This window comes from Hydrogenophaga aromaticivorans, from assembly GCF_013387465.1.
In the GTDB taxonomy this organism is placed as follows: Bacteria; Pseudomonadota; Gammaproteobacteria; order Burkholderiales; family Burkholderiaceae_C; genus Hydrogenophaga; species Hydrogenophaga aromaticivorans.
The window spans coordinates 685139-708781 of the sequence record NZ_VYGV01000006.1 but is presented as its reverse complement, the minus strand read 5'-3'; the positions used below and the strand labels follow the sequence as shown (position 1 = coordinate 708781).

Sequence of the window (23643 nt, the reverse complement as noted above, 5' to 3'; positions counted from 1 at the left end):
GATGAAATTGCGTGGCGCGAATGTGCAATCACCCGCCGCGGGTGCGGTCGGTTGCCAGGCGATCAGGCAACCGGGACCCAGGTGCCGTTGAGCAGGACTTCGTGTGGCCGAAAGCCCGCCTTGTAGCTCATCTTGCTGCTCTGCGCGATCCAGTAACCCAGGTACACATGGGGCAGGCCGAGGGATCGGGCCTGTTCGATTTGCCAAAGCACGCTGTAGGTGCCATAGCTCGCCTTGTCGTCGGGTTCGTAGAAGGTGTAGACCGCCGAGAGGCCATCGTTGAGAACGTCCACGATGGACACCATCTTGAGCCGGGCCGGACGGCCGCTGACCGCCGGTTCATAGAACTCGACGAGACGCGAATTGACCCGGCTCTGCAGCAGGAACTGGGTGTACTGGTCGATGCTGTCGTGGTCCATGCCGCCGCCCGCATGGCGGCTGTTCTGGTAACGCAAGTACAGCTGGTAATGTTCGGGGATGAAGCAGAGCTTGAGCACCCGGGTCTGCAACTGGGCGTGGGTCGCCCGGCTGCGGCGCTGGCTGCGACTGGGCTTGAACTGGGCCACCGGCAAGCGTAGGGGAACGCAGGCCTTGCAGTCATCACAGTTCGGGCGGTAGGTGAACATGCCGCTGCGGCGAAAACCGTGCGTCACGAGATCCGAATAGGCATCGTTGTGGATCAGGTGGCTGGGGGTGGCGACCTGTGAGCGGGCCATGCGGCCCGCCAGGTAACTGCACGGGTACGGTGCCGTGGCGTAAAACTGCAGCGCCTGCAGTGGAAGTTCTTTGAGGTGGGTCACGCTCGTTCGCCGTCTTCGGAGAGGAGGTGTTTCCAGTATACGGGCTCGAAGCGCCAAACCGGCGCCGGTTGCGGCGTGGCCTGTTGCAGGTGCCGGCTGAAGACTTCGCGCGGCATCAACTGTCCGCCCAGAGACGAGAGGTGGGGCGTGTCCTGCTGGCAGTCGATCAGGGGAATGTCCTGCGCCCGGCAGAACGACACCAGCGCCATCAGTGCAATCTTGGATGCATCGCTCTGGCGGCAGAACATGGACTCGCCAAACACCATGGCGCCCAGGTTCACGCAGTACAGACCGCCGACGAGCTCACCATCGATCCAAGTCTCTACGCTGTGCGCCCGGCCCGCCCGATGCAGCTGGATGTAAGCCTGCACCATGGCGGGCACGATCCAGGTCCCGTTTTGACCCTCGCGGGGAATGTGGGCGCAGGCCTGGATCACCCGGTCAAAAGCGCTGTCGAAACGAACTTCCAGCCGGCCTTGCAGCAACAGCTTGTGGATCGTCTTGCGCAGGGAGCGGTGCAGCCGCACGGCATGGCAGTGCAGCACCATGCGCGGATCGGTGCTCCACCACAAGATGGGCTGTCCGGCGCTGTACCAGGGGAAGATGCCCTGGGAATAGGCGGCGACCAGCGTCGGCACGTCCAGCACGCCACCGGCGGCCAATAGACCGGGGGCCGGATCGGCAGGTCCCCAGGCTTGTTCAACCGGGGGGAAAACGTCACCGGGTTCAAGCCAGGGCAGTGCGGGCAAGGTGGGTGAAGACGACATGCCGCTATTGTGCTTCGCCGTTTTCACCTGCTGGCGGAGAACCTGCCATCAACCCTGGTGTCGGACATGGCGGGAAGCCGCAGCGAGCAGCCGGCGCAACGGCCAGCTCAGGCCACCACCGAGCACAATGCCCACCGCGTCGGCCAGCAGGTCAAGCAGATCACCCTGTCGCCAGCCCGTGGCTGACTGGGCGAACTCGATCGCGCCCCCCAGCAGCAGCAAACCCAGACACACTCGCAGGACCGGGGTGGCGGGATACGCCGCCAGTCCCAGCACCGCGAGGACGAGAAAGCCTGCGGCGTGCTGGGTCTTGTCCCAGATGTCGAAGCTTTGTGGTGGCAGGTAGGCCACCGGCAGCAGGGACAGCACGACCACCGCCATGGTGCTGAGCCAGAACGATGTCTTGAGCAGGAGGGGCATGGAGCTTCTTGTCGGGTAGGGTGCTGAAGCCCCCTTATGTTTTGCAGTGTACCGACGAACCGTGTGGTTTCTTGAACTGACCAATGGGTCGGAGTATGTTGTGCCTCGCGTCGAGCTGTCTGCGACGTCAACAAAAGGAGACTGTCATGCGACTTCGGATCCAACGTGCCGTTTTGCTTTTGCCCATGGCTGTTCTGGGTGTGAGTCTGTCGACACCCGCGGTGTCGCAAAACGCGATGAGCTTTTTTCTGACCAGTGCCAACCCGGGTCAGGGCGCAGACCTCGGTGGGCTGGCGGGCGCCGATGCCTATTGCGAGAAGCTCGCCGCTGCGGTCAATGCGGGTGGCAAGAACTGGCGTGCCTACCTCAGTGCCACAGCGAGTGGCGGAAGCCCCGCCGTGAACGCCCGCGACCGCATCGGCCGTGGACCCTGGCACAACGCCAAGGGCGCGCTGGTGGCGGCCAGCGTGGACGAACTGCATGGAACCAACATGCTCAACAAGCAGACGGCGCTGACCGAAAAAGGCGAGGTCATCAGCGGCCGGGGTGACCCGGTCAACATGCACGACATCCTGACGGGATCGGCACCGGACGGGCGTGTGGCCATGGCGTCGGGTGACACGACCTGTGGCAACTGGAGCCAGAGCGGCGCTGGGTCTGCCGTCGTTGGTCACCACGACCGCATGGGCCTGGACGACTCCGCGCCCGCCAAGTCGTGGAACGCGTCGCACGGCACACGGGGTTGCGGCATGGACGCGCTCAAGGCCACCGGAGGGGCAGGGCTGTTCTATTGTTTTGCTGCGAACTGAATCGCCATCAGGCAAGAAAAAAGCACTTGGGTCGTGAGACTCAAGTGCTTGATTCGATTTCGAATTTCTGGCTCCCCGACCTGGACTCGAACCAGGGACCTGCGGATTAACAGTCCGTCGGGATGGGATTATACGGGACTTCCTGATACAACTTGCCATCCATAGAGCCTTTACAAATCAACAACTTGCGTCCAAAGTGATTTCAGGCCGTCCCAGGCCATCCCAGCCCAAACTGGCACCAGACTGGCACCAGACTGGCACCAGAGCAACCGCGGACTATGGCAAAAGATCAACTTTCGGCAGCAGCGGCAGCCATCCAATCGCTCGATGGTAGAGCCTTCGTGACCCTGCACAGCCGCCTGGATCGGGGTGGTGCTCTTCAGGCGCGCAAGCTGGCCAACGGTGCGGTGCAGCTGTACTGGCGGTATTCGTATGCCGGCAAGACCAGCCGAGAACCCATCGGCGTCTATGACCCGACGGCTCCACCCAAGAAGCTGCAGCCCACCGTTCGCGGCTTCGGCATCGCTGCCGCGCTGGAGAAGTGCAGGGCTCTGGCCGAGGTGCATGTTGAACGTGCCGACACGGGTGGGCTGCAGGAGGCCAAGGCCGAGACACGAAAAGCCTTTCTCGCCAAGAAATCGGAAGAGGCCGAGAAATCCACGCGCACCCTTGAGAAGCTGCTCGATACCTATGTGGAGTACCTGAAAACTCAGGGTCGTCGCAGCCACGTGGATGCGCAGGGGATTTTTCAGAAGCATGTGGCGGAAGCATGGCCGGCGGTGGCCAAGGCGCCTGCGGTGGACCTCACGCCCGACCAGGTGCTTGACATGCTGCGACGGCTCATCGAAAGTGGCAAAGGGCGCACTGCGAACAAATTGCGGTCCTACTTGCGAGCTGCCTATCAGTGTGCGCTGGATGTGCGGACCCTGGCCGCCATTCCAGTGGCCTTCAAGACATTCGCGGTAACGTTCAACCCTGCAGCTCAGACACGGCGTTCCCCGCAGTTCGACCGTGCCGACAAGCGCCCGTTGTCTCAGGCAGAAATGAAGGCGTACTGGAAGCTGATCGTTGACCGTCCAGGCATCGAGTCGGCAGCGCTGAGATTGCACCTGCTGACCGGAGGACAGCGAATTGAGCAGTTCATCCGACTGAAATGGGCGGATGTTGGCAACGACGCCATCACACTCTTCGACGGAAAAGGTCGGCCCAGCCAGGGCGCGCGCCCGCATCAGGTGCCCTTGGTTTCCCTCGCTGCCACAGAATTGAAGCGATTGGAGCGTGAAGGGGAGTACGTTTTCTCGACCACAAAGGGGGAAAAACCCATCAGCGCGCGCACGTTGACGGGGTGGGCCCATGGGATTGTGGGCACGGAGATTGAGGGGTTTCAGCTCAAGCGCATCCGCTCGGGTGTAGAGACCTTACTGGCCCGGGAAGGCGTCAGCCGCGAGGTCCGCGGGCATCTGCAATCACACGGCCTTACAGGGGTTCAGGCCAGACACTACGACGGGCACGACTACATCCCTGAAAAGCGGCATGCACTTGTGTTGTTGCTTGCATTGCTGGGTGACAGCGCTTCTGGCGCGCCTGCAGAATGATCGAGGTTCTTTCGGTTGCCATCACTGTCCATCGGCTGTTTCGCCAAGCCTCGCCGCCTCCAGACCTGCCGTGGCCGCATCAATGCCGCGCGTGATGCGCACACCGGTGTAGAGCGGCAGCGTCGCCATGGCGCGGTAGGCGGCGCTTTCCCGCTGGGCCAGCGGCATTTGCAGCGACTGGCCCAGAAGATCGACCTGGGCTGCCGGTGTCTCATTGAGGGCGGTGTAGCCGGCTTCCAGCGCCACATTCGGCAGACGGGCGGATTTGGCTGCGTCAAATTTCAGAAAAGAGATTCGGGCGATGATTTCACCCGAACTGCCGCTTAAAGCGCCAGACGCCGAAACCGAAGATCACGATTCCCAGCAGTACCAGACTCAGCAGCGAATCCCACAACACGTCCAGCCCGGCGCCCTTCAACAGGATGCCATAGCCCATTTCAATAAAGTGGTAGAGCGGCGAGAGGAACATAGCCTCACGCATCCCGGCGGGCATGGCTTCCGGCGGGGTCCAGGCACCGGAGAGGAAGATCATCGGCATCAACACGAGAATAGCCAGCATGGCCGCCTGGGCGAGGTTGCGGCTCAAAGTGGCGATGTAGAGACCCAGACCCGCCGTGGTGAAGGTGTAGAGCGTGGTCACTGCAAAGAACAGCACGAGGCTGCCTTTCATCGGCACGTCGAATATTCCGCGCAGTACGAAGAACAGGCTCACTGCGGTGCCCAGCAGGATGACCAGGGACATGGCGATGACCTTGGGCAGCAGGATCTGGATCGGCGTCAGGGGAGACACCAGCAACTGTTCGATGGTGCCGCGCTCCTTCTCGCGCACGGCGGCGGCGGCGGGCAGCATGATGGCCATGATGGTGATGACGGTGAGCAGTTCGGCGATGGGCATGAACCAGGCATCTCTCTGGTTCGGGTTGTACCAGACGCGGTGCTGGCTCTGGATTATGGGGACGTTTTGCATCGAATGCTCGGTGACACCCAGGCGGGCGAGCGCCTGATCGAAGCCGTACTGCCCGATGATCTGCGCGGCGTAGCTGGAGGCGAGAAAGCCCAGCACGGTATTGCTGGCATCCACCTGCACCTGCACATCCGTGGGCTTGCCCTGAAGGATGTCGCGCTCGAAGTGCGGCGGAATGTCGAGCACCACCAGTGCCTGCCCCTGATCCAGCAGGCGCTGCCCTGCGCGGTGGTCCTGCACCTCGCCGCCCAGCCTGAAGTGGGGCGGACGGAAGTGATAAATGAGCTCGCGCGAGGCCGCGCTGTGGTCGGCGTCATGCACCACCACCACGGCGTGATTGAGCTGCATGCTGACGTTGCCCGCCATATAGGTGTCGAAGACAAACAGATAGGCAATGGCGACCAGCAACAGCGTATCCCGCCCGAACTGGATCAGCTCTTTGGCCGTCATCGCTGCGAGGCGCGACCACCACAGGTAAAGCCGCGCGCGGTTTTCTGCCGGGTCGCCGTTCATGATTTCGGCCGCTTGTGAAACATGAGGAAGCTCGCCGTCCACAGCCCGACGGCGTAGATCAGCAGCGCCAGCACCTTGCCCCACAACTGTTCCAGCCCGACGCCCTTGAGAAAACTGCCGAGCACGATGTCGGTGTAATACATGGCGGGGAACAGATGGGCCTCGAACTGCCCGGCCGCATCCATCGAGGCAATCGGCACCAAAAGCCCTGAGTACAGCACGGAAGGAACAATGGTGACGATGACGGTGAGCATCATCGCCGCCACCTGGGTGCGCACGAAGAGCGACACCAGCAGGCCGATGCCGGTGGTGCAGCTCACATAGACCACCGAGGCGAGGAAGAAGAACAGCGGATCGCCCTTGAAGGGTGCGCCAAAGAGCTGCGTGGCCATGAGCCAGAGAATCAGAAAATTGATCACCGAGATCGCCACGTAGGGGGCGAGCTTGCCGATCAGGAACTCGCCGCGCGTCACGGTCGAGGCATAGATGTTGTAGATGGAGCCGTTCTCCTTTTCGCGTACCACGCCCAGCGCGGTCAGGAAAGGCGGGGCTACCATCAGCACGAACATCATCAGCACGGCCGCGATGGACCAGACGCTCTTCACTTCCTGGTTATAGAGATAACGCAGTTGCACCCCGACCGGCTGTGCCATGGCTTGCGCCGTTTGCGCCGACACGCCGAGCCGGCGCGAAATATAGTTGCCCAGCAGTTCGCCGTTGAAGGCCGCATTGATGGCGACCACGTAACCCTTGCTGCTGGAACTGCGAAACGGGAAGGTGCCGTCGATCAGGGTCTGTACCTCCACCGCCCGCCCGGACATCAGGTTTTCCTGGAAGCGCGGCGGGATGACGATGGCGAGCCGGATGCGGCTGTCGGCGAGCAAGGGTTCGATCTCGCGCTCGCTCGCCACGTCGCCCTGGTAGTCGAAGTAGCGCGAGTCGATGTAACGATGCAGATAATCGCGGCTCATGGCGCTCTTGTCGTGATCGACCACCGCGAACGGGATGTGCTCCACATCGAGGGTGAGGCCGTAGCCGAAGATCAGCATCAGGGACGCCGGCACCACGAAGGCCAGCGTGAAAAACAGCCGGTCGCGCAGAATCTCGCGCCACTCCTTGCGCGCCAGCGCGATGATGCGACGGACCTTCATGTGGATGCCTCCTGATGTTCCTGTTGCAGGATGCGATGCACGAACACATCTTCCAGGGTCGGGGGGCGCGGGGCGCCGTCAGGCGGCAGCCATGCTTCTTTTTGCAGCACGGCCTTGAGCGCGGCCGGGCTGTCGTCGGCGATGACGCGCCCGGCGTGCATCAGCACCAGATGGTCGCAATGCTCGGCCTCGCTCATGTAATGGGTGGTGATGAGGATGGCCACCTGCTCGACGCGCGCCAGATGCACTAGGATTTTCCAGAAACGGCGCCGGCCGATGGGGTCAACGCCAGAGGTCGGCTCATCGAGGAACAAGACGCGCGGCCCATGCACCAGGGCGCAGGCCAGCGCCAGACGCTGGCGGATGCCCATCGGCAATTTGCTGACCAGCTGAGCGGTGACGTCAGACAGCCCCGCCAGCGCCACCACGCGGGCCATGCGCTCAGCCAAGCGGCTGCCCGGCACGCCGTAAATGCGCGCAAACAGGCGCAGATTCTCCTGCACCGTCATGTCCTGATAGAGAGAAAACGCCTGCGATACATAGCCGATGCGCTCCTTGATGGCCTGGCTGGCGTGGCGCATGTCCGCCCCCGCCACCGTACCCGCGCCGCCGGTGGGCGGCAGGATGCCGGTGAGCATCTTGATGACCGTGGTTTTGCCGGCGCCGTTGGCCCCCAGCAGGCCGAAAATTTCCCCCTGACGTACCTCGAAACTGACCCGGTCGACGGCGCGAAAGTGGTCGAAATCGCGGCTCAGTTCCCGCGCCGCGATGGCGCTGCCATCGCCCTTGGGTGGCTCGCCATCCAGCCAGACCTGGGTCTGCCGGGCATCGTCCAGCCCGGCCAGTTGCCGTTGCTGCAGCAGGGCGATGAAGGCGTCTTCAAGCTCGGGCGCGCCGGCCTGCATCTCGCTCACTTGCAAGCTGGCAAGCTGCGCTGCGACCTGGGTACGGGCGGCCTGCGGCGTTGCCCCCGGCACGAACACGCGCAGTCCGGGGCCCACCGCTTCGGCCTGCGGGAACAGCGTTTGCAGTTGGCGCAGCGCCTCGACCTGCGGCTCAGCCACCAGCTCGACCAGCGTACCCGGCACCTCGCGCAGGATCGCGTCCGGCGCGCCCTCGATCAGCACCCGCCCGTCGAACATCAGGGACAGACGGTGAAAGCGCGCCGCTTCGTCCATATAGGCGGTGGAGACCAGCGCCGTGATGCCGCGCTCGCGCAGCAATTGAGTGAGGATCTTCCAGAAATCCCGCCGCGACACCGGATCCACGCCGGTGGTCGGCTCGTCCAGGATGATCAGCTCGGGTTCGTGGATCAGCGTGCAGACCAGACCGAGCTTTTGCTTCATGCCGCCGGAGAGCTGCTTCATCGGCCGGTCGCGGAACTTGTCCAGGCGCGTCATGGCCAGCAGATTGCCTTTGCGCCGGGCCAGTTCCGCAGGCGGCACATCGCGCAGTTCGGCAAAGAAGTCGATGTTCTCCTCGATAGAGAGTTCGGGGTAGAGATTGAGACCCAGGCCCTGCGGCATAAAACCGAGCCGACCCTTGACCCTTTCGGCAGCAGCTTCGGAGTCGATCTTTTCGCCGAAGACCTGAAGCGTGCCGCCCTCGAAGGAGAGCACCCCGGCGATGGCCTTCATCAGGCTGCTTTTTCCTGCGCCGTCGGGGCCGATCAGACCGTAAATCTCACCGCGCTCAATGCTGAGACTGGCACCGTCGACCGCCGTTTGTTTGCGGTAGCGTTTGACGAAATCCTGCACCCGCACGGCGGGCGCGTCCTTGCCTACCATCGCGGCCTGGCCCATGGCGCATCCTCTTTCCAGCGGATCACGGCATCGGCCGGCAGGCCGGGCGTGGCGCGATGCTGCGGGTTCGCGTCCAGATAGAGCTTGACCGCGTACACCAGCTTGACGCGTTCATCCGGCGTTTGCACCTCCTTGGGGGTGAATTGGGCCTGCGAGGCGATATGGCGCACGGTGGCCGCGAGCGGTTCGTCCGGAAACGCGTCGGTGTAGATGCGCGCCGGCAGGCCCAGGCGCACCTTGCCGATTTCGTTTGCCGGGATGAACACCTTGAGGTAGAGCCGGTCCAGATCAACGATGTCGAACATCGGCGCGCCGGGCGCGATGACTTCCCCCACATCAACCATGCGGGTGGTGAGCACCCCGGCCGCCGGTGCCTTGAGGGTCAGGTCGTCCCGCATGCTCTGCGCCTCGGCCAGCGCCGCTTTGCCCTGGTCGCGCTGTGCGGCCAGGGCCGCCACTTCATCCTCCCTGGCGCGGATGCGTTCCAGGCCCAGCCGGGCTTGGGCGAGTTGTTTTTCGGCGCTGGTCACCCCTTGGCGGGCAGCAATGGCCTGGTTTTGCGCCACCTGGCTGGCGAGTTCCATTTGTTCGTAACGATGCCGGTCCACCGTGCCGGATTCCGCGAGCCTCTTGAAACGGGCGGCATCCCGCTCCGCCTGTGCCGCGTTGGCGAGCGCCGTCGCGCGCTGGGAACGCGTGAGTGCCGCGCCAGCCTCGGCGGTCTGAACGGTCAGCGGCGCATCCTTGCGCAGAATCGCAAGCCCGGTCTTGGCCGCCTTGAATTGCGCTTCCAGTGCCACCACCGCCTGCCGCGCCTGCTCCACCCTAGCGTCCACCTGCGCGGCATCCAGCCGCAGCAGTACCTGGTCTTTTTGAACCGCGTCGCCTTCCCTGGCGAAGAGCTCGGCTACGCGCCCCGGCATCTTGCCTGCGACGAGGTAATGATCCCCCTCGATGCGGCCGTTGGCCTGGATCAAGCCTTCGGGCAGCGGCGACTGGCGCAGAAGAAACCACCAGGTGGCGAATCCAGCCAGAACCAGCAAGACCACGATGGTGGTCAGGAAAAATCGGTCTTTTTTTATGTTCATTTCGAGTCCTCCGCTTTGGTGGGTAGCGGCGAGTTGGCCCCTGTAGCAGTGGCCAGGTGCGCAGCAATGGAGTTTTGATCAGAACGCACGTGTTGCAAGTTCGGATCAGAGGCTGACTGAGCGATAAACACATGTGCCCGGCCAACCCCCACAGGATTGTCCGGACTCTGTTGCCAGCAACGAACCCCAACGGCTGCGATACGTTTGCCGACACGATGCATGTCACATACGGCGTACAGATCCATTGGACCGGCTGAGCTCAGATAGTCGAGCGAGAAATCCACCAGCTTGGGCAGTCGCTCCCCGCGCAAAAACGAATAGGTTGAGGCCAGTGCCGCGACCTGCATAAAGGCTGCAATAACGCCACCATGCAACGCCGGTAGAGTGACGTTTCCAACCAACCGCTCTTCGAACGGCAAGTGAAACACCACTGCCCCGGCCTCGCTGAACTCGGCAACGCGGACTCCAAGATGCCTCGCATAGGGAATCGCAGCCAGCGTCGAAGAGACCCTGTCGCCGTTCAGCAGAGCTGCGCCGTCGTGCACTGAATTCTTGTTCATGACTGGTGATCTTTCGCGAATTTGTTGATATCGAATGCATCTGATGAACTCGACGAGAGCACGAAAGTACCCATCGCGATGGCAACCAACCGACGCTGGGGACCACTGAGCAACTCGCAACGTGCGAAGGCGATGGGCGTGGTCAGCCGGTAGCACTCAGCCACGGCGATCAAATCGGCATCCATCGTGGCTGGTGCCAGATGGTCAACGCGCATATCCAGCGTCGCAATGGGCGCAAAGCGTCCCAGAGAACGGAAAACCGCCAGGCCGCAGGCAGAATCAGCGAGGCTGAACATCACGCCCGGAAAGAAGAATTGTCCAGCAGGGTCACCAGCAAGAAAGTCCTGTGCAGGCAAATGCATCCGAGTTTTGCCATCGGCGTCAATGTCGTCCAGACACATCCCGGTATCGAGTCCATGCGGCATGTGCTGTGAGAACAGGCGTGCCACTTCTTCGATAGAGATGGCGATTTTTTTCGGACTGGTCATGTGATGCGGTCTCCAATAAAGACGGGGGTTGTTCAGAGTTCGCCCGTGGCGCGCTTCAGACGCAGCCCCGCCAGGGCGGCATCAAACAGCGCAGTGGCGTGGTTGCTTTCGCTGCCGGTGCGCAAGGTCTCAGCATCCAGCACCTCGGTATGGGTGGACAGGCCGTTGGCGTAGCGGTCACGCGCCACCAGCAGGTTTTCCTCGGCCTGGGCGATGGTCGACTGGGTGACGATGAGGCGCTTGCGGGTCTCTTGCACATCCAGCCAGGTCTGGCGCACCTGCAGGGCAATGAGGGAGGCCAGTTCGTCGCGCTGTTCCGTCAATGCCGCGGCCTGGCGCTCAACCGCGTTAGCGCGGTGGCCGACCACGCCACCGTCGAACAGATTCCATTTAGCCCCCAGGGTGACCATCCATTGCCCCGGGTGTACTTGGTAGCGGTTCGCCTGGTAGCCGTAGCCGCCGGAAAGCGCTACCTGCGGGGCGGTTTCACCACGCACGGCGGCGGCCTGATGGCGCATCGCTTCAATCTGCCGCGCCAGTGCCGCCAGCTCGCTGCGCTGCGCCAATGCCCGCTCGGTCAGGGCGGGGGGCGGCTCCGGTGTCGTTGCCTCGGGTGAAAGCTCGTCGAGCGAAACGGGTTGATCCAGCGGCCGCCCCAGCAGGCGGTTGTAGACGGCGCGCGCCAGATCCAGTCCATTGGCCACTTGCAATTTGCGCTGCTGCGCATCGGCCAGGGCCACCCGAACAGAAAGCAGGTCGCTTTTGGCCACCATGCCCTGCTCATGCAGGTTTCCCACATCCTGTGCATGGGCCTGCAGGCTGGCGACGTGGCTCTCGGTGACCTTCAACATGCGGCTGGCGCGCAGCACGTTGACATAAGCATCGGCCACGCGCAGTTTGAGGTTCTGCGCGTCGGCTGTTTCACCCAGCCGCGCCGCCTCCAGACCCGCCGTGGCCGCATCAATGCCGCGCGTGATGCGCCCGCCGGTGTAGAGCGGCAGCGTCGCCATGGCGCGGTAGGCGGTGCTGTCCTTCTGCGCCAGCGGCATTTGCAGCGACTGGCCCAGAAGATCGACCTGGGCCGCCGGTGTCTCACTGAGCGCGGTATAGCCCGCCTCCAGCGCCACATTGGGCAGACGGGCGGATTTGGTTGCCTCCAGCAGGCTCGCCGCCGCGGCGGTGCCTTCATGTGACGCCTTGAGCCCGCGGTCAACGGCCAGTGCGGTGTCCCAGGCCTGTTGCAGCGACTCAGCGGCGGCGTTGCCGGCGAGCAGGGCAGCGGCCAGGCCGGCCAGCGGCAACAGGCCGCGAACTTTTATCGAGCGGTTCATACGATTCCTTTTTCCATGCTTGCTTCCTTCCGGTCCTTGTAGCGCAGCAGCAGATACAGCAACAGCGGCACCACGACCAGGGTGAGCACGGTGGAGGCCAGCGTGCCAAAAATCAGCGAAATGGCCAGCCCGCCGAACACCGGGTCGGTCAGCATCACGGCGCTGCCCAGCACGATGGCCAAAGCAGTGAGCAGGATGGGCCGCAGGCGCACCGCGCCAGCTTCGAGGATGGCCTCGCGCAAGTCCATGCCTTGCCGCCGGTAGTCCAGCACGAAATCGATGATGAGCAGCGAATTGCGCACCACCACGCCGGCCAGGGCGATGATGCCGATCATGGAGGTGGCGGTGAAGGGCTGCCCCATGAGCCAGTGCCCCGGAAAGATGCCTGCCAGTCCCAGGGGGATCGCCGCCATGGCGACCAGCGGCAGGCTGAACGACTGGTAGTAAGCCACCAGCACCAGAAAGATGAAGGTGAGCGCCAAGCCCAGCGCGCCCAGCATGTCGCGGTAGGTATCCAGCGTCATGCGCAGCTCGCCGTCCCACAGCAGGCGGGGGCCCTCCAGGGTGTCGGGCGCCACCGGGTTCAGGCGCAGGTTGCCGGTGGTCAGGCGGCTGCCATCGGCGAGCAGCAAGCCGTCCAATCGCCGGTCAAGGTCGAGCACGGCGTACACAGGGGCGGTGGATTCGAGCTCGCCGCCGACGTAGGTGACGCGCTCGCCATCCTTGTGCGAGATCGCCCGGTCGACTGAGCCGGGGACGACTTGCACCAGTTCGGACAGCGGCACCCGCTGGCCCTGCCGGTTGGTCACAGACACGCGTGCCAGCAGCGCGGGATCGATCTGGTGGCGCCGGGGAATCTGCAAGCGGATGGGCACCGGGTTCTTCTCGCCGGCGATGCGGGCCCGGCCCATGTCCTCGCCGTCGATCAGCCGACGCAGCGCGACGGCCACCTCAGCCACGCTCAGCCCGGACAGCGCGGCCTTTTCCCGGTCCACCGTCAGGCGGTACTGGTAGACGTCCTGGGCCTCGGAGTCGGTCACCTCCACCATGTCGCGCGTCTGCTGGAAGGCCGTCTTGACCTGCTCGGATAACGCGCGCAACTGCGGTAGATCCTTGCCATAGATTTCGGCCAGCACCGTGGCACGCACCGGCGGCCCCGGCGGGTCTTCCACCAGTTGCACCGTACTGCCAGGGTAACGCGCAGCCATGGCCTGCAGCGTGGGGCGCAGCTCGCGCACGATGTCGATCGAGGTCTTGCTCCGATCAGCCTTGTTCAGCAGGTTGACGCGGATCTCGGCGACGTGCGCCCCCTGCTTGTTGCCGGCGCCACGCAGCAAGCCGTTGAAGTCGATCACGCCGGCCTCGCCGATCCAGCTCTGGTAGTTGCGAACGTAGGCGTTCTCCCGCAACACGGCGCCGATCTCGCGCGCGAACCGATCTGTCGTCTCCACCGGCGCGGTCTCTGGCATGTCCAGGGTGATGTTGAAGGTGTTCTTGTCGTCCTTGGGCATCATGGTCATCTCGACGCCAAACCAGGACTGTGAACCGCCCACGCCCGCCGGGCGCAGGAACTGCCAGGCTGGCTGCAGAAGCGACACGGCAATGGCCAATCCGGCCAACAGGAACGCGAGCCAGCGGCTGCGCGAGCGATCCACCAGCGGTGACATGACAGCGCGGTAGAACCGGTGCAGGCGATCCTGGGTGTCGTGGTCTTCCAGATCGTGCCCTTCACCGGGCTTGAGCCAGCGGTTGGCGGCCCAGGGCACCACCGCGTAGGCCACCAGCAGCGAGACCGCCATGGCGACCGGCACGTTAAATGCGACCGGGTAGAAATACTGCCCCGGCATGCCGCTGACCACCAGCAGCGAGCCGAACACCAGCATCACCGCCAGCGTCGCCAGGTTGGTGGGGTTGCCGATTTCGTTGGTGGCCTGCACCGTGACCAGGCGTTTGTCCTGTTTGCCAAGACGGCTGTAGTTGCGGTGGATGTTTTCGATCACGACAATCGCGCCATCGACCAGCAAGCCCAGCGACAGGATGAGTGCGAACAGCGAAACGCGGTTGATGGACAGGCCAAAGAGATAGGCAGCGCCCAGGGTCAGGGCCAGGATCAGCGGCACGGTCACGCCCACGATCAGTGCTTCCTTCAGTCCCAGAAACGCGGCAGTCACCAGGAACACGGCCAGCACCGCGATACCCAGGTGCTCAATCAGCCCGCTGACGGCGGCGTCCGCCTTCTCGCCGTCGTTACGGGTGACGACCAGTTCGACCCCTGCCGGTACGAATTGCGCCTTCATGCGCTCGATGCGCTCCAGCACATCGTTGGCAACAAAGACGGCGTTGCTGCCGGCTTTCTTGGCCACGGCCAACGTGACGGCCGGCATCTCCGCCTGCTGCGCCTTGCCAAAACGCCCGTCCGCCGGGCCAAATGCGAGACGGCTCAGGTGCGTGCGCTCTTGCGGCGGACCGTCGACGACCTGTGCCACATCGCCCAGATAGATGGGGCGCCCGGCATGGCTGCCCACGATCACGCGCTTGAGGTCTTGCGCCGAGCTCAGAAAGCCGTCCAAGAACACCTGGCGGTTTTGGCCCTGTTGCACCACCGTGCCCAGCGGCGCGGCGACATTGCTTGCGCGCAGGGTGGCATGCACCTGGTCCAGCGTGACGCCGAAGGCCTGCAAGCGCTGCGGGTCCAACTCGATGCGCAGTTCCCGGTCGCGCCCGCCCTTGACGGAAATGGCAGAGACCTTGTCCAGGCTGCGTAGTCCTTCCATCAGGCGGTCGGCCAGACGCTTCAGGGCGTAATCGTCGTATATCTCGGAGGCCAGCGTGACCGTGACGATGGGCACGTCGTCCACATCCACGCTGCGAATGAGCGGCTCGCCCGCGCCCGCAGGCAGGCGCTCGCGCTGCCCCAGCACCCGGTCGTAGAGTTTGACAAGGGATTTTTCCTTGTCCTGGCCGACCTTGAACTGCACCATCAGCACGCCCATCGAATTCACGGCGGTCGCGTAAGTGTGATCAACGCCGGCAATCTGCTTGACGATGCCCTCCAGCGGGCGGATCACCAGTTCCTCTACCTCCTCGGCGGAGGCACCGGGCAGTGCCACCCATACCTGAGCACCGGGCACCACGATTTGCGGGTTTTCCTCGCGCGGGGTCAGCGTCACGGCCAGCAAGCCCAGCAGAGCGCAGGCCAACATGAAAAGAACCGTCAACTTGGACGTGGCAAAGAGATTCGCCAGCCGCCCGGCGCTGTTGAGCTTAGGGTCGCTCATCGCGCCTCCTTGACTGAGGTGACCAGATCGCCGTCACGAAGCGCGGGCACAGGCGCCGCCACAAAACGTTCGTCGGCGACAAGGCCCGCGTTCACCTCGACCTGATCGGGCCACTCGCGGGCTATGCGCAGCCAGCGAAAGCGTGCCCGGCCTTCGGCATCCACCACGAAGACACCGGTGAGCCCGCCGCGCTCGACCAACGCTTGTCTGGGCACCAATGGCGCCTGGCTCGCACCGAGCCCGAACGCCGCGCGCCCGAACATGCCCGACATCAGCCCCGCCGTTTCGGGCAGGGCGATCTTGACCTGGTAGCTGCGGCTGACGGGGTCGCCCGAGCGCACCACCCGGCTCACCGTGCCCTTGAGCGGCGCGGGCACGCCGTCGATGTTGACTTGCACCGGCTGGCCGGCCGCGATGGCGGCGACTTGGCCCTCCGCCACGAAGGTCTCGAACAACAGGCCGCTGCCCGACTCCAGGGTCAGCAGCGGCATGCCGGGCAGGGCGAGGTCGCCCGTTCGCTTGTGGCGCGCCACCACCACGCCGTCCACCGGGCTGGTGATCTCGGCGTAGGCGCGCTGGGCCAGCGCCGTGTCGAGACCGGCGCGCGCCTGGTTACGGGCTTCGCGCGCGGCCTCGAACTTCAGGCGAACCTTGCGCAATTCGTTGTCCGAGACGCTGCCGCGCTCGAACAAACGCTGGAAGCGCTCCAGGTCAATCTGTGCATCGCGCAACGCCGCCTCTGCCGCGCCGCCCGCCGCCTGGCCCTGGCGAATGCCGCCTTCCACGTCAGCGGCGTCGAGGCGGGCCAGCAACTGCCCGCGCCGCACCCGGTCGCCCTCTTGCACCAGCATGTCGCGGATATAGCCGCTCAGCCGCGAGGCGACTTCGACGCGCTGGGCCGACACCACCGAACCGACCGCCGTGTACTCCAGCGGCGCCCCGGCAGACGCGGTCATGACCGGCAGGGGGCGGCTGGTCGCAGCCGGTGCAGCCGCAGTCTGCGGCGCCTTGCCGCAGGCGCCCAGGAGTGCGGCCAGCGCCAGCGGCGCCAGGCAGGGGAGGCGGTTTTTTCTTTTTTCCACAAGAGGGTCTTTCATGATGATGTCGAGGTACAAATTTCTGGGTTGCATGCCGATGCCTGGGCGCCAAGGCTGGCCGCGATCCGTTCAGCCAGTTCGAGCGGGCGTTCGTTGTCTGTGGCCGCCGCGATGGCCCGCGCTTCCCGCGTCGCCTGGCGGCACAAATCGAGCGCGGCGTCCTGCAGGGCCGTGCGTGCCCTGGAAGGGGGCATGGCATCGGCTTCCAGTTGCAAAACGTGGCTTGAAACAAGGTATTGGCCGTAACGCCGGGCCGCGCCGGCGAGCGGCTCAGGGTAGCCCGCGAGGGTGGCGCCCGTGGCACCAGCCGCCTCACCCAGCGGCGCAGCCAGTTGTTGCCGGGTCTGCAACAGCCGCGACGGATCGTCTCGGGCATCTGGATCCAGGCCCAGCTGGGTGGCCTCCAGCTCCGAGGCCCGGTTGACCGCATCGGAAACCAGCGTCAGGACGCGCATGTCAGCGCAGCGCACCAGCAGGCGAAAAGCCCCGGTGGTCAGGTAGTCACCCGCCAGCACGGCGGCGGCGTTGCCCAGCAGCGCGGACGCGCCGCTCGTCGCATCGATGTGGGCATGCAACTGCTGCAGGCTGATATGGATCAGGTCCAGCGCCGTGCCCGCGTCGATGCCCGGCTGCGCTGGATAGAGACTACAGGTCACCAGCGCCCGGATCGGCGTATGTTGGCCAGACAGCAACAGGCGCAAGGCGCCGCGCACCGGCAAGGCCTCACAGGTCAGGGTACTCGCCACGGCGGCGTGGACGCTGGCGATCACGGTCTCGGGGAAGTTCGTGGGATGGTCGTCAATCATGGGTTTTTGTTCTTGTCCAAAGGGCCAGTTGTTCGACCGCGCTGCGGTAGCCGATGTCGATGATTTCTTCGGCGCGGTCGAATTCCATGAAGCGCACCGCGCCCAATGGCGGCTGAATCAGGATCTCTGGCCGGTCTTGCTGCAAGCCGGCTTCGGTGACGCGCGCCTGCATGATGTAAAGCGAGGCCAGCAGCACGTCGAAAATGCCGGGCAGTGGCTCCAGGGGCGCCTTGTGCAGCCAGGCCTCGAACTGCGCCAGCACCGGACTGTTGATGGCCTGCAGGCTCTCCAACAGGCGCGCCATGATGGGTGCATGGCCGTTGCTGTGGGCAGCGGGGTGGGACAGTCGGCCCGCCACGATGTCGTGGTTGAGGTCAACGGCGATGACCAGGTCAGCGCCCATGGCGCGCGCCACGCTCACCGGCACCGGATTGACCAGACCGCCATCGGCCAGGATGCGGCCATTGCTGCGCACCGGGGTCACGATACCGGGCACGGCGATGCTGGCACGCACCGCTTCGGTCAGGTCGCCCGTCGTGGCCACCACTTGCTCGCCATTGGTGATGTCGGTAGCCACGGCAGCAAAGGGCAGCAGCAGGTCCTCAATGCGGGCGCTGGGCACGTGGGCGCGCACGAATTCGGCGATTTTCTGGCCGTCAATCAGCCCCGAGCGGGGGAACACTGGGTCGAGCAGAGCGACGATGCCTGGCCAGTCGAGATTGCACAGTCTGGCGCTCAGGCCGTCAATCTTGCCCGAGGCAAAGACGGCACCAATGACCGCCCCCATGCTGGTGCCGGCCACCACATCGACCTCAATGCGGGCTTCCTTCAAGGCGCGCAGCACGCCGATGTGCGCCAGACCACGCGCCGAACCGCTGCCCAGTGCCAAGCCGATCCGGGGCCGCCTGGGTGGCGTCAGGCCTGCTGCCGGGGCTTGGCTGGTTTGTGGTTCGTTCATTGGCTTGCCCCCTTGTCCAGCCCCTGACCCGTGGGCCGGTGCCGCCCAGCGACGCGCCGGCGCAGACGCCGGATACCGTAGCGCAGTGAGCGCCGGAGCATCGTGGCCCGCGCGGGTCGCGTGCCATGGCGGGCCGGGAATTCACGCCCCACGGCGGCCTCGAAGACCTGAAAGCGCTTGAGATAGGCCTCGATCTCCTGGCGCTGCAGGCGCCAGGCGTCGATACGGCCGTACTCGTTCACGAGTTCGGTGAACAGCACCCGCATGCGCCGCGCCCCCCGGTCTTGCAGCACCTCGTCGGCCCGCTCGGTGGCGATGCGCGCCAGCGCCAGGCTGCGCTCCAGCAGGCGTCGGACGTCCTGTGCGCCGTCAAGATCACCCAGGCGCCCGATCTCCCGCAGAGGCCGTCTGGCCTGGGCCGCCAGCAAGCGCCTCAGGTCGGTCGCCAGGGCGTCGGCCAGGCTGCGCTGCACGTGGCTGAAATGCACCGGATCGCCGGCCAGGGCGCCAGCCCCGTGGCCGCGCAGATCCTCGAAATAAAGCTGGTGGTCGCCGAAATAACCGGTCAGCTGTTTGGACGCGGCCGCTTCGAGGGGTTCTTGCGGCGCCTCGCGTAGCGCCCGCGCCACCGAGCGCAGCGGTTGCCCGAGCGACAGCGGAAAACGCGAAAAGCGATAGGCTGCCTGGGCGCCCGGCACCTGCCGGTAGGCCACCAGTTCCATGCGCAAGGAAGCGTCTTCCTCGCAAACCTGGCGTGCCTCCTCGAAAATGTCCAGCGGCATGACCGGCAGCCACCGCCGCCCCAGCGGTGGCGAGCGGTCATAGCCGCCCGCGCGCAGGATGCGCACCACCACATCGGCGCAATTGAACTCGCTGCGATCCCACAGCAGGCGGCCTTGCCGGAATTCGTCTTCGATCCGGTGCGCCTCGGCCACCATCGCCGCCTTGCGCTCTGCCGCCACGCCCGCCACCCGCAAGCCGAGCGTCTCGCGGCCGTAGGCCATGCCGTAGGTGTTGGTGTGCACCTGTGATGGCGACGGCGGCTGCACACCGTACAGGTAGTCGGCCAGCGTCACGTGCTGCAGCAGGTTCGGGTCGTGTCCCGGCACGGCCACATAGTTGGCGCTGTAGACGGTGTCGTCGACGCGGATGGCAATGTGCCCGAACGGGTTTTCCAGCACCACGCGCTGCGGTGTTTTGGCGGTCGAGTAGGACAGCAGCAGCTCGATGTCGCAGGGTGCCTCGTCCTGGAGCCGCGCCAGCGCCGCGTCGATGTCGGTGACGGCGCTGCCGTGCTCGGCGCCGAAGTCCGGCGTCATACCCGGCGCGGGCAAGGCCGGGTCGAGCGCGAAGCGGGCGATGCGCCCGAGGTCGGCACTGTCGTGAAAGGCACGCTGGGCGTGGCGCATCGCCGCCTGCCGCTGCGGGCTGGCCAGCACAGCGGCGGCCAGTTCGCCCGCCTGCGCCAGCGTGTCGGCCAGCTCGGCCACCCCCAGCCGGACGAACAAGGCGGCGTTTTCCCGCTCATGGCCGCTCACCACGTCCAGCAGAATCGTGGGTGTGCCCACGGCGAAGGCCTCGGCCGGCGTCATGCCCCCGGCCTTGGTGATCAACAGGTCGGCCATGCGCATCCAGGCCAGCAGGTCGCCGTGCGGCACCAGGCCGCAGACCTTCAGCGCCACCGGCTCGGGCAGGCGCTTTTGCAGTGCCGTGAGCAGCGCCTGCTGCCGGGCGTTGGCGCCGCAGACGGCAATGATCTGCAGCGGGCCCTCGTGGTGGCGGGCCAGGCTCTCCACCACAAGCGTGTAGTCGCCGACTCCCTCCTTGCCGGAGGTGATGAGAACGGTGGGCACATCCGGGGCCAGACCCATCGCCGTGAGCGCCATCTCCCGGGTTGCGCCGTCGGCGGCCGGGGCGCGCACCGGCATGCCGCTGGTGGTGACCTTGTCGGGCGGAACACCCGCCGCCAGCCAGCGCGCTTCCAGGTCGGGGTGGGCGAGAAAGGTGCGGTCAATCCGTTTTGAGATGCGCGGAAAATAGCCCTCGAAGAAGTCCGTGTGCAGCCAGCCGATGCTCACCTGCGCCAGCAACCCGCGCTCGCGCAGGGTCCCGAGCACCTGCGCCGATCCGTAATGCGTGGCGAGGATCGCGTCGGGCGCCTGCGCCTCCAGAAAGGCGCGCACCTTGTCTTGCGGGTAGTCGTTGGACAGCCATGCCAGCGAAGGCACCCGGTTGCCGCGCGCCTGCAGGGCATGGAACAGCGCGTCGAAGCTTTCCGGGAGATTGCCGGCGATGAACCAGTAGAGCCTCTCGTCCACCCAGCGCCAGAGCGGGTGCATGAACTCGCGGATGTCCTGCAGGACCACGCGCGCGTCCGGCGCCAGCCGGACGATCTCCTGCTTGATGGCCTGCGCGGCGCTGATGTGGCCGTGGCCGATGGACGAGTAAAAAATGACGATCTTTCGGGGTGGAGTGGTCCCGGCATCGCCCGCCGCCAGCGGGTGCGCAGCCAGCTGCCGCACCCGGTGACGTCGCCGCGCCAGCGCCAGCCATGCCAGGGCAGCCAGCAGGGTGAATGCGACCACCAGCGCCAGCGCGATGAGCGGGTCCACGCCCAAGGTCTGCGGTCCGCTCATTCCTCGCCCCCGCTGCGCCAGATCGAGAGCAGCAGCCAGATACTGCCGATGACGGCGCCGACGAAGCCGAGCAGGCCGAAGAAGGGCAGCCCCAGCCAGGTGGGGCCGCCGGGTACGGTCATGACGATGGAGGAGCCGATGATGAGCGCCGCGATGACGATGACGATGCCGACCGTGAGTCGGCTGGCGGCGTTGTCGAGCTGGTTGCCGACGCGCTTGAGGTGCGTGACATCAATGTGAATTTCCAGCCGCCCGCGCCGGGCAGCGCGCAGCAGCCGGGAGATATCCTGGGGCAGACCGGCCACCAGGGACAGCGCCTCGCTGACCCCACGCCAGCCGCGCTGGAGGATGGCCGTGGGGGTGTAACGTGCGCGCAGCGCCTGTTCCAGCAAGGGCATCGCCTCACCGGCCATGTCGAAGTCGGGGTCGAGCTCGCGGCCCATGCCTTCGAGCGAGATGAAGGCCTTGATCAGCAAGCTCAGATCGGGCGGCAAGGCCAGTTGGTGCTGACGCAAAATGGCCACCAGGTCGGAGAGCATGGCACCGAGTCGCAGCTGCTTGAGCGCCACGCCATGGTATTGCTGCACAAAGGTCTGGATTTCCACAAGCAGGCCGTCCTCGTCCATGGCACCGTCGCCGGTCCAGTCGAGCATCACGTCGGCGACGCGGCGCGGCTCGTGCTTGACCAGCCCCAGCAGCAGGCCGGTCAACTGGTCGCGGCGCACCTCGGTGAGCCGCCCCACCATGCCGAAGTCGATGAAGGCGATGCGGTTGCCGGGCAGGTAAAACACGTTGCCGGGGTGCGGGTCGGCGTGAAAGAAGCCGTCCTCGACAATCATCTTCAACACTGCGTGCGCGCCCCGACGGGCGAGGACCTTGCGGTCGAGGCCGGCCTGGTTGACTGCGGCAAGCTTGCGCCCGGAAATGCCGGCGATGAATTCCTGCACGCACACGCGCTCGCCGGTCCACTGCCAATAGACGCGGGGAATGACGATGAGGGCGGGCCGCTCCTCGGGTGCCTCTGTTTGCACCACTTCCCCGCTGGACGGGAGGCCGGGCGAGTCCGGGTCGGCATAGCCGGCAAAATTCTCTGCGATGTGCTCGGCGTTGCGGCATTCGCCGGCGAAATCGAGTTCGCGGCGCAGCGACTGGGCAAACTGGCGCACCACTTCCTGCGGGCGAAAGGCGCGCAGTTCCGGACTTTCCCCCTCCGCGAGTTGTGCCAGCCTGGCGAGCCAGCGCAGGTCGGCTTCGATGATCGGCCGGATGCCGGGCCGACGTACCTTGACCACCACCTCGCTGCCGTCTTCGAGGCGGGCGCGGTGCACCTGTGCGATGGAGGCCGCCGCCAGCGGCTCGGGATCGAAGGTGGCGAACACCTCCTCGGGCGGGGCGCCCAGATCCTCGCAGAGTTGCTGACGGATGTCGGCCCAGGGCGCAGCGGGCGTGCTGTCCTGCAGCTTGCCGAATTCAATGATCCATTCCGGCTCGAACAGGTCGATGCGGGTAGCCAGCACCTGGCCTAGCTTGACAAAGGTCGGGCCCAACTCCTCCAGCGCCCGGCGCACCCGGGCGGGCGGCTCCAGGTGCGCCAGTTCCTCGGCCTCGCGCCAGTGCAACGCCCGCCCGGCCCGCTCCAGCGCATTGGCCAGCCCCATCCGGCGCACCATGTCGCCAAAGCCGTAGCGGATCAGGATCGAGGCGATGTCGTGCAGGCGGCCCAGGTCGCGCGCCGTCGTCAGCGTCTGCCACAACATCAGTCGCCGTTGCCTTTGGGATGGCCGGGTTTGACGTGATCGGCCAGACCGGTGAGCACGCCGGCAGCGATTTGGCGCAGCAGGTCGGAAGTGGCTTGCGCCAGATGCAGGCCGGCAACAACCTGAGTGCGTCCCGCCGTGCCAAGCTGGTGCGTGATGACGGCCAGGGTTTCCTTCAACTGTGCGCGCACGGCGGAGCCATAGAGGCGGGCGTGCCTTGCCAGATCGGACAGGATTTCTCCTGTGGCATCCTTGGCACCCGAGGCCGAGGTTTGCAGGGTTTCCAGGAACATCGCCTCCAGGCTTTCCAGGTCGTTGCGCGCGCGGGCGAGGTCCTCACTGGAAAATGTCTGCGCCCGGGCCGCCGCTTCTTCCAGCGCCAGTTTGGAGGCTTCGGCCAACTGCGCCAGCGCCGCGTCCAGCCCGGCGACAGCCTGTTTGAGGCGTGTCCGTGTGATGTCGGTTTGCGCCGCTGACTGCTGCAACTCCTTTTGCGCACCGGCCCGCGCGCCGCGCAAAACCGCACTTGCGATCTGCCGCAGGGATTCGATATCGAGCGAGCGCGCGCTGATCCTGCGCAAGGTGAGCTGCCGCACCATTTCCTGCACATCGTGACCCTGCTCGACGGCGCTACGCACTTCAGCTTCGAGCGTGCCGGTATCGTCACTGCCGCCAATATTGTTGCCTGTTTCGTTTTGCATGATGGTGATCCTCCTGAAGTGATGACCTGAACAACCGGGTGTCATGGCGGTGCCGCGCATAAAAAATATCGGCAGCCCTGATGGCTGCGATAGTTGTTACCTCATCGTCGCCTAGCGCGGGC

Annotated in this window: 20 protein-coding genes; 2 read left to right on the top strand and 18 right to left on the bottom strand. The window is 65.3% G+C overall.

The features are described 5' to 3' along the window. Nucleotides 1-62: 62 nt before the first annotated feature. The 3 genes from F3K02_RS07675 to F3K02_RS07665 are packed head-to-tail and all read right to left on the bottom strand — an operon-like array spanning nt 63 to nt 1987. A complete protein-coding gene (locus tag F3K02_RS07675) occupies nt 63-800 on the bottom strand; it encodes an arginyltransferase (RefSeq protein WP_177134790.1) in 738 nt (245 codons plus the stop codon). Continuing rightward, the gene (gene aat, locus F3K02_RS07670; protein ID WP_177134788.1) at nt 797-1567 is read right to left on the bottom strand and encodes a leucyl/phenylalanyl-tRNA--protein transferase; all 771 of its coding nucleotides are present in this window, start codon (nt 1565-1567) and stop codon (nt 797-799) included. The genes F3K02_RS07675 and aat overlap by 4 nt, the downstream gene beginning before the upstream one ends. A 48-nt stretch (nt 1568-1615) precedes the next feature. Continuing rightward, nucleotides 1616-1987 carry a VanZ family protein gene (locus F3K02_RS07665; RefSeq protein WP_177134787.1) on the bottom strand — a complete coding sequence of 124 codons (372 nt, stop codon included), beginning with the start codon at nt 1985-1987 and terminating at the stop codon, nt 1616-1618. A gap of 185 nt (nt 1988-2172) precedes the next feature. Between F3K02_RS07665 and F3K02_RS07660 the strand changes: the two genes are divergently transcribed. Continuing rightward, on the top strand, nt 2173-2796 hold the full coding sequence (locus F3K02_RS07660) for a hypothetical protein (RefSeq protein ID WP_425485573.1): 624 nt from the start codon (nt 2173-2175) through the stop codon (nt 2794-2796). A gap of 278 nt (nt 2797-3074) precedes the next feature. Continuing rightward, nucleotides 3075-4391, top strand: coding sequence for a tyrosine-type recombinase/integrase (locus F3K02_RS07655; RefSeq protein WP_177134783.1), 1317 nt, complete (start codon nt 3075-3077; stop codon nt 4389-4391). A 21-nt stretch (nt 4392-4412) separates the two neighbouring features. Here the strand turns inward: F3K02_RS07655 and F3K02_RS07650 are convergent, their stop codons facing one another. The 15 genes from F3K02_RS07650 to F3K02_RS07580 all read right to left on the bottom strand — a co-directional run bounded on the left by F3K02_RS07650 (nt 4413) and on the right by F3K02_RS07580 (nt 23521). Continuing rightward, complete coding sequence (locus tag F3K02_RS07650; RefSeq protein ID WP_484496844.1) at nt 4413-4637, bottom strand: hypothetical protein; 225 nt, start codon at nt 4635-4637, stop codon at nt 4413-4415. Nucleotides 4638-4698: 61 nt separating this feature from the next. Beyond that, complete coding sequence (locus tag F3K02_RS07645) at nt 4699-5868, bottom strand: ABC transporter permease (protein ID WP_177134781.1); 1170 nt, start codon at nt 5866-5868, stop codon at nt 4699-4701. Continuing rightward, nucleotides 5865-7019, bottom strand: a complete 1155-nt coding sequence (locus tag F3K02_RS07640) for an ABC transporter permease (protein ID WP_177134779.1) — start codon at nt 7017-7019, stop codon at nt 5865-5867. Before F3K02_RS07640 ends, F3K02_RS07645 begins: the two co-directional genes overlap by 4 nt. Beyond that, on the bottom strand, nt 7016-8821 hold the full coding sequence (locus tag F3K02_RS07635; protein WP_177134776.1) for an ATP-binding cassette domain-containing protein: 1806 nt from the start codon (nt 8819-8821) through the stop codon (nt 7016-7018). The genes F3K02_RS07640 and F3K02_RS07635 overlap by 4 nt, the downstream gene beginning before the upstream one ends. After that, a complete protein-coding gene (locus F3K02_RS07630) occupies nt 8800-9864 on the bottom strand; it encodes an HlyD family secretion protein (protein ID WP_218179370.1) in 1065 nt (354 codons plus the stop codon). The genes F3K02_RS07635 and F3K02_RS07630 overlap by 22 nt, the downstream gene beginning before the upstream one ends. A gap of 41 nt (nt 9865-9905) precedes the next feature. Further along, nucleotides 9906-10469, bottom strand: a complete 564-nt coding sequence (locus F3K02_RS07625) for a PaaI family thioesterase (RefSeq protein ID WP_177134772.1) — start codon at nt 10467-10469, stop codon at nt 9906-9908. Beyond that, nucleotides 10466-10957 carry a PaaI family thioesterase gene (locus F3K02_RS07620; RefSeq protein WP_177134770.1) on the bottom strand — a complete coding sequence of 164 codons (492 nt, stop codon included), beginning with the start codon at nt 10955-10957 and terminating at the stop codon, nt 10466-10468. Before F3K02_RS07620 ends, F3K02_RS07625 begins: the two co-directional genes overlap by 4 nt. A 32-nt stretch (nt 10958-10989) precedes the next feature. Further along, nucleotides 10990-12288, bottom strand: coding sequence for a TolC family protein (locus F3K02_RS07615; protein WP_177134767.1), 1299 nt, complete (start codon nt 12286-12288; stop codon nt 10990-10992). Next, nucleotides 12285-15566, bottom strand: coding sequence for an efflux RND transporter permease subunit (locus F3K02_RS07610; protein ID WP_177134765.1), 3282 nt, complete (start codon nt 15564-15566; stop codon nt 12285-12287). Before F3K02_RS07610 ends, F3K02_RS07615 begins: the two co-directional genes overlap by 4 nt. After that, nucleotides 15563-16663, bottom strand: a complete 1101-nt coding sequence (locus tag F3K02_RS07605) for an efflux RND transporter periplasmic adaptor subunit (protein ID WP_177134763.1) — start codon at nt 16661-16663, stop codon at nt 15563-15565. Before F3K02_RS07605 ends, F3K02_RS07610 begins: the two co-directional genes overlap by 4 nt. After that, nucleotides 16660-17469: a polyprenyl synthetase family protein gene (locus F3K02_RS07600; RefSeq protein WP_177134760.1), complete on the bottom strand. Its 810-nt coding sequence runs from the start codon at nt 17467-17469 to the stop codon at nt 16660-16662. The genes F3K02_RS07605 and F3K02_RS07600 overlap by 4 nt, the downstream gene beginning before the upstream one ends. Beyond that, nucleotides 17462-18427, bottom strand: coding sequence for a patatin-like phospholipase family protein (locus F3K02_RS07595; protein ID WP_177134758.1), 966 nt, complete (start codon nt 18425-18427; stop codon nt 17462-17464). The genes F3K02_RS07600 and F3K02_RS07595 overlap by 8 nt, the downstream gene beginning before the upstream one ends. Beyond that, nucleotides 18424-21063 (bottom strand): MGDG synthase family glycosyltransferase, encoded by a 2640-nt coding sequence (locus F3K02_RS07590; protein WP_177134756.1) that lies wholly within the window; start codon nt 21061-21063, stop codon nt 18424-18426. The genes F3K02_RS07595 and F3K02_RS07590 overlap by 4 nt, the downstream gene beginning before the upstream one ends. Further along, nucleotides 21060-22820: an ABC1 kinase family protein gene (locus F3K02_RS07585; protein ID WP_177134754.1), complete on the bottom strand. Its 1761-nt coding sequence runs from the start codon at nt 22818-22820 to the stop codon at nt 21060-21062. Before F3K02_RS07585 ends, F3K02_RS07590 begins: the two co-directional genes overlap by 4 nt. Further along, complete coding sequence (locus tag F3K02_RS07580; protein ID WP_177134752.1) at nt 22820-23521, bottom strand: DUF6781 family protein; 702 nt, start codon at nt 23519-23521, stop codon at nt 22820-22822. The genes F3K02_RS07585 and F3K02_RS07580 overlap by 1 nt, the downstream gene beginning before the upstream one ends. Nucleotides 23522-23643 lie beyond the last annotated feature (122 nt).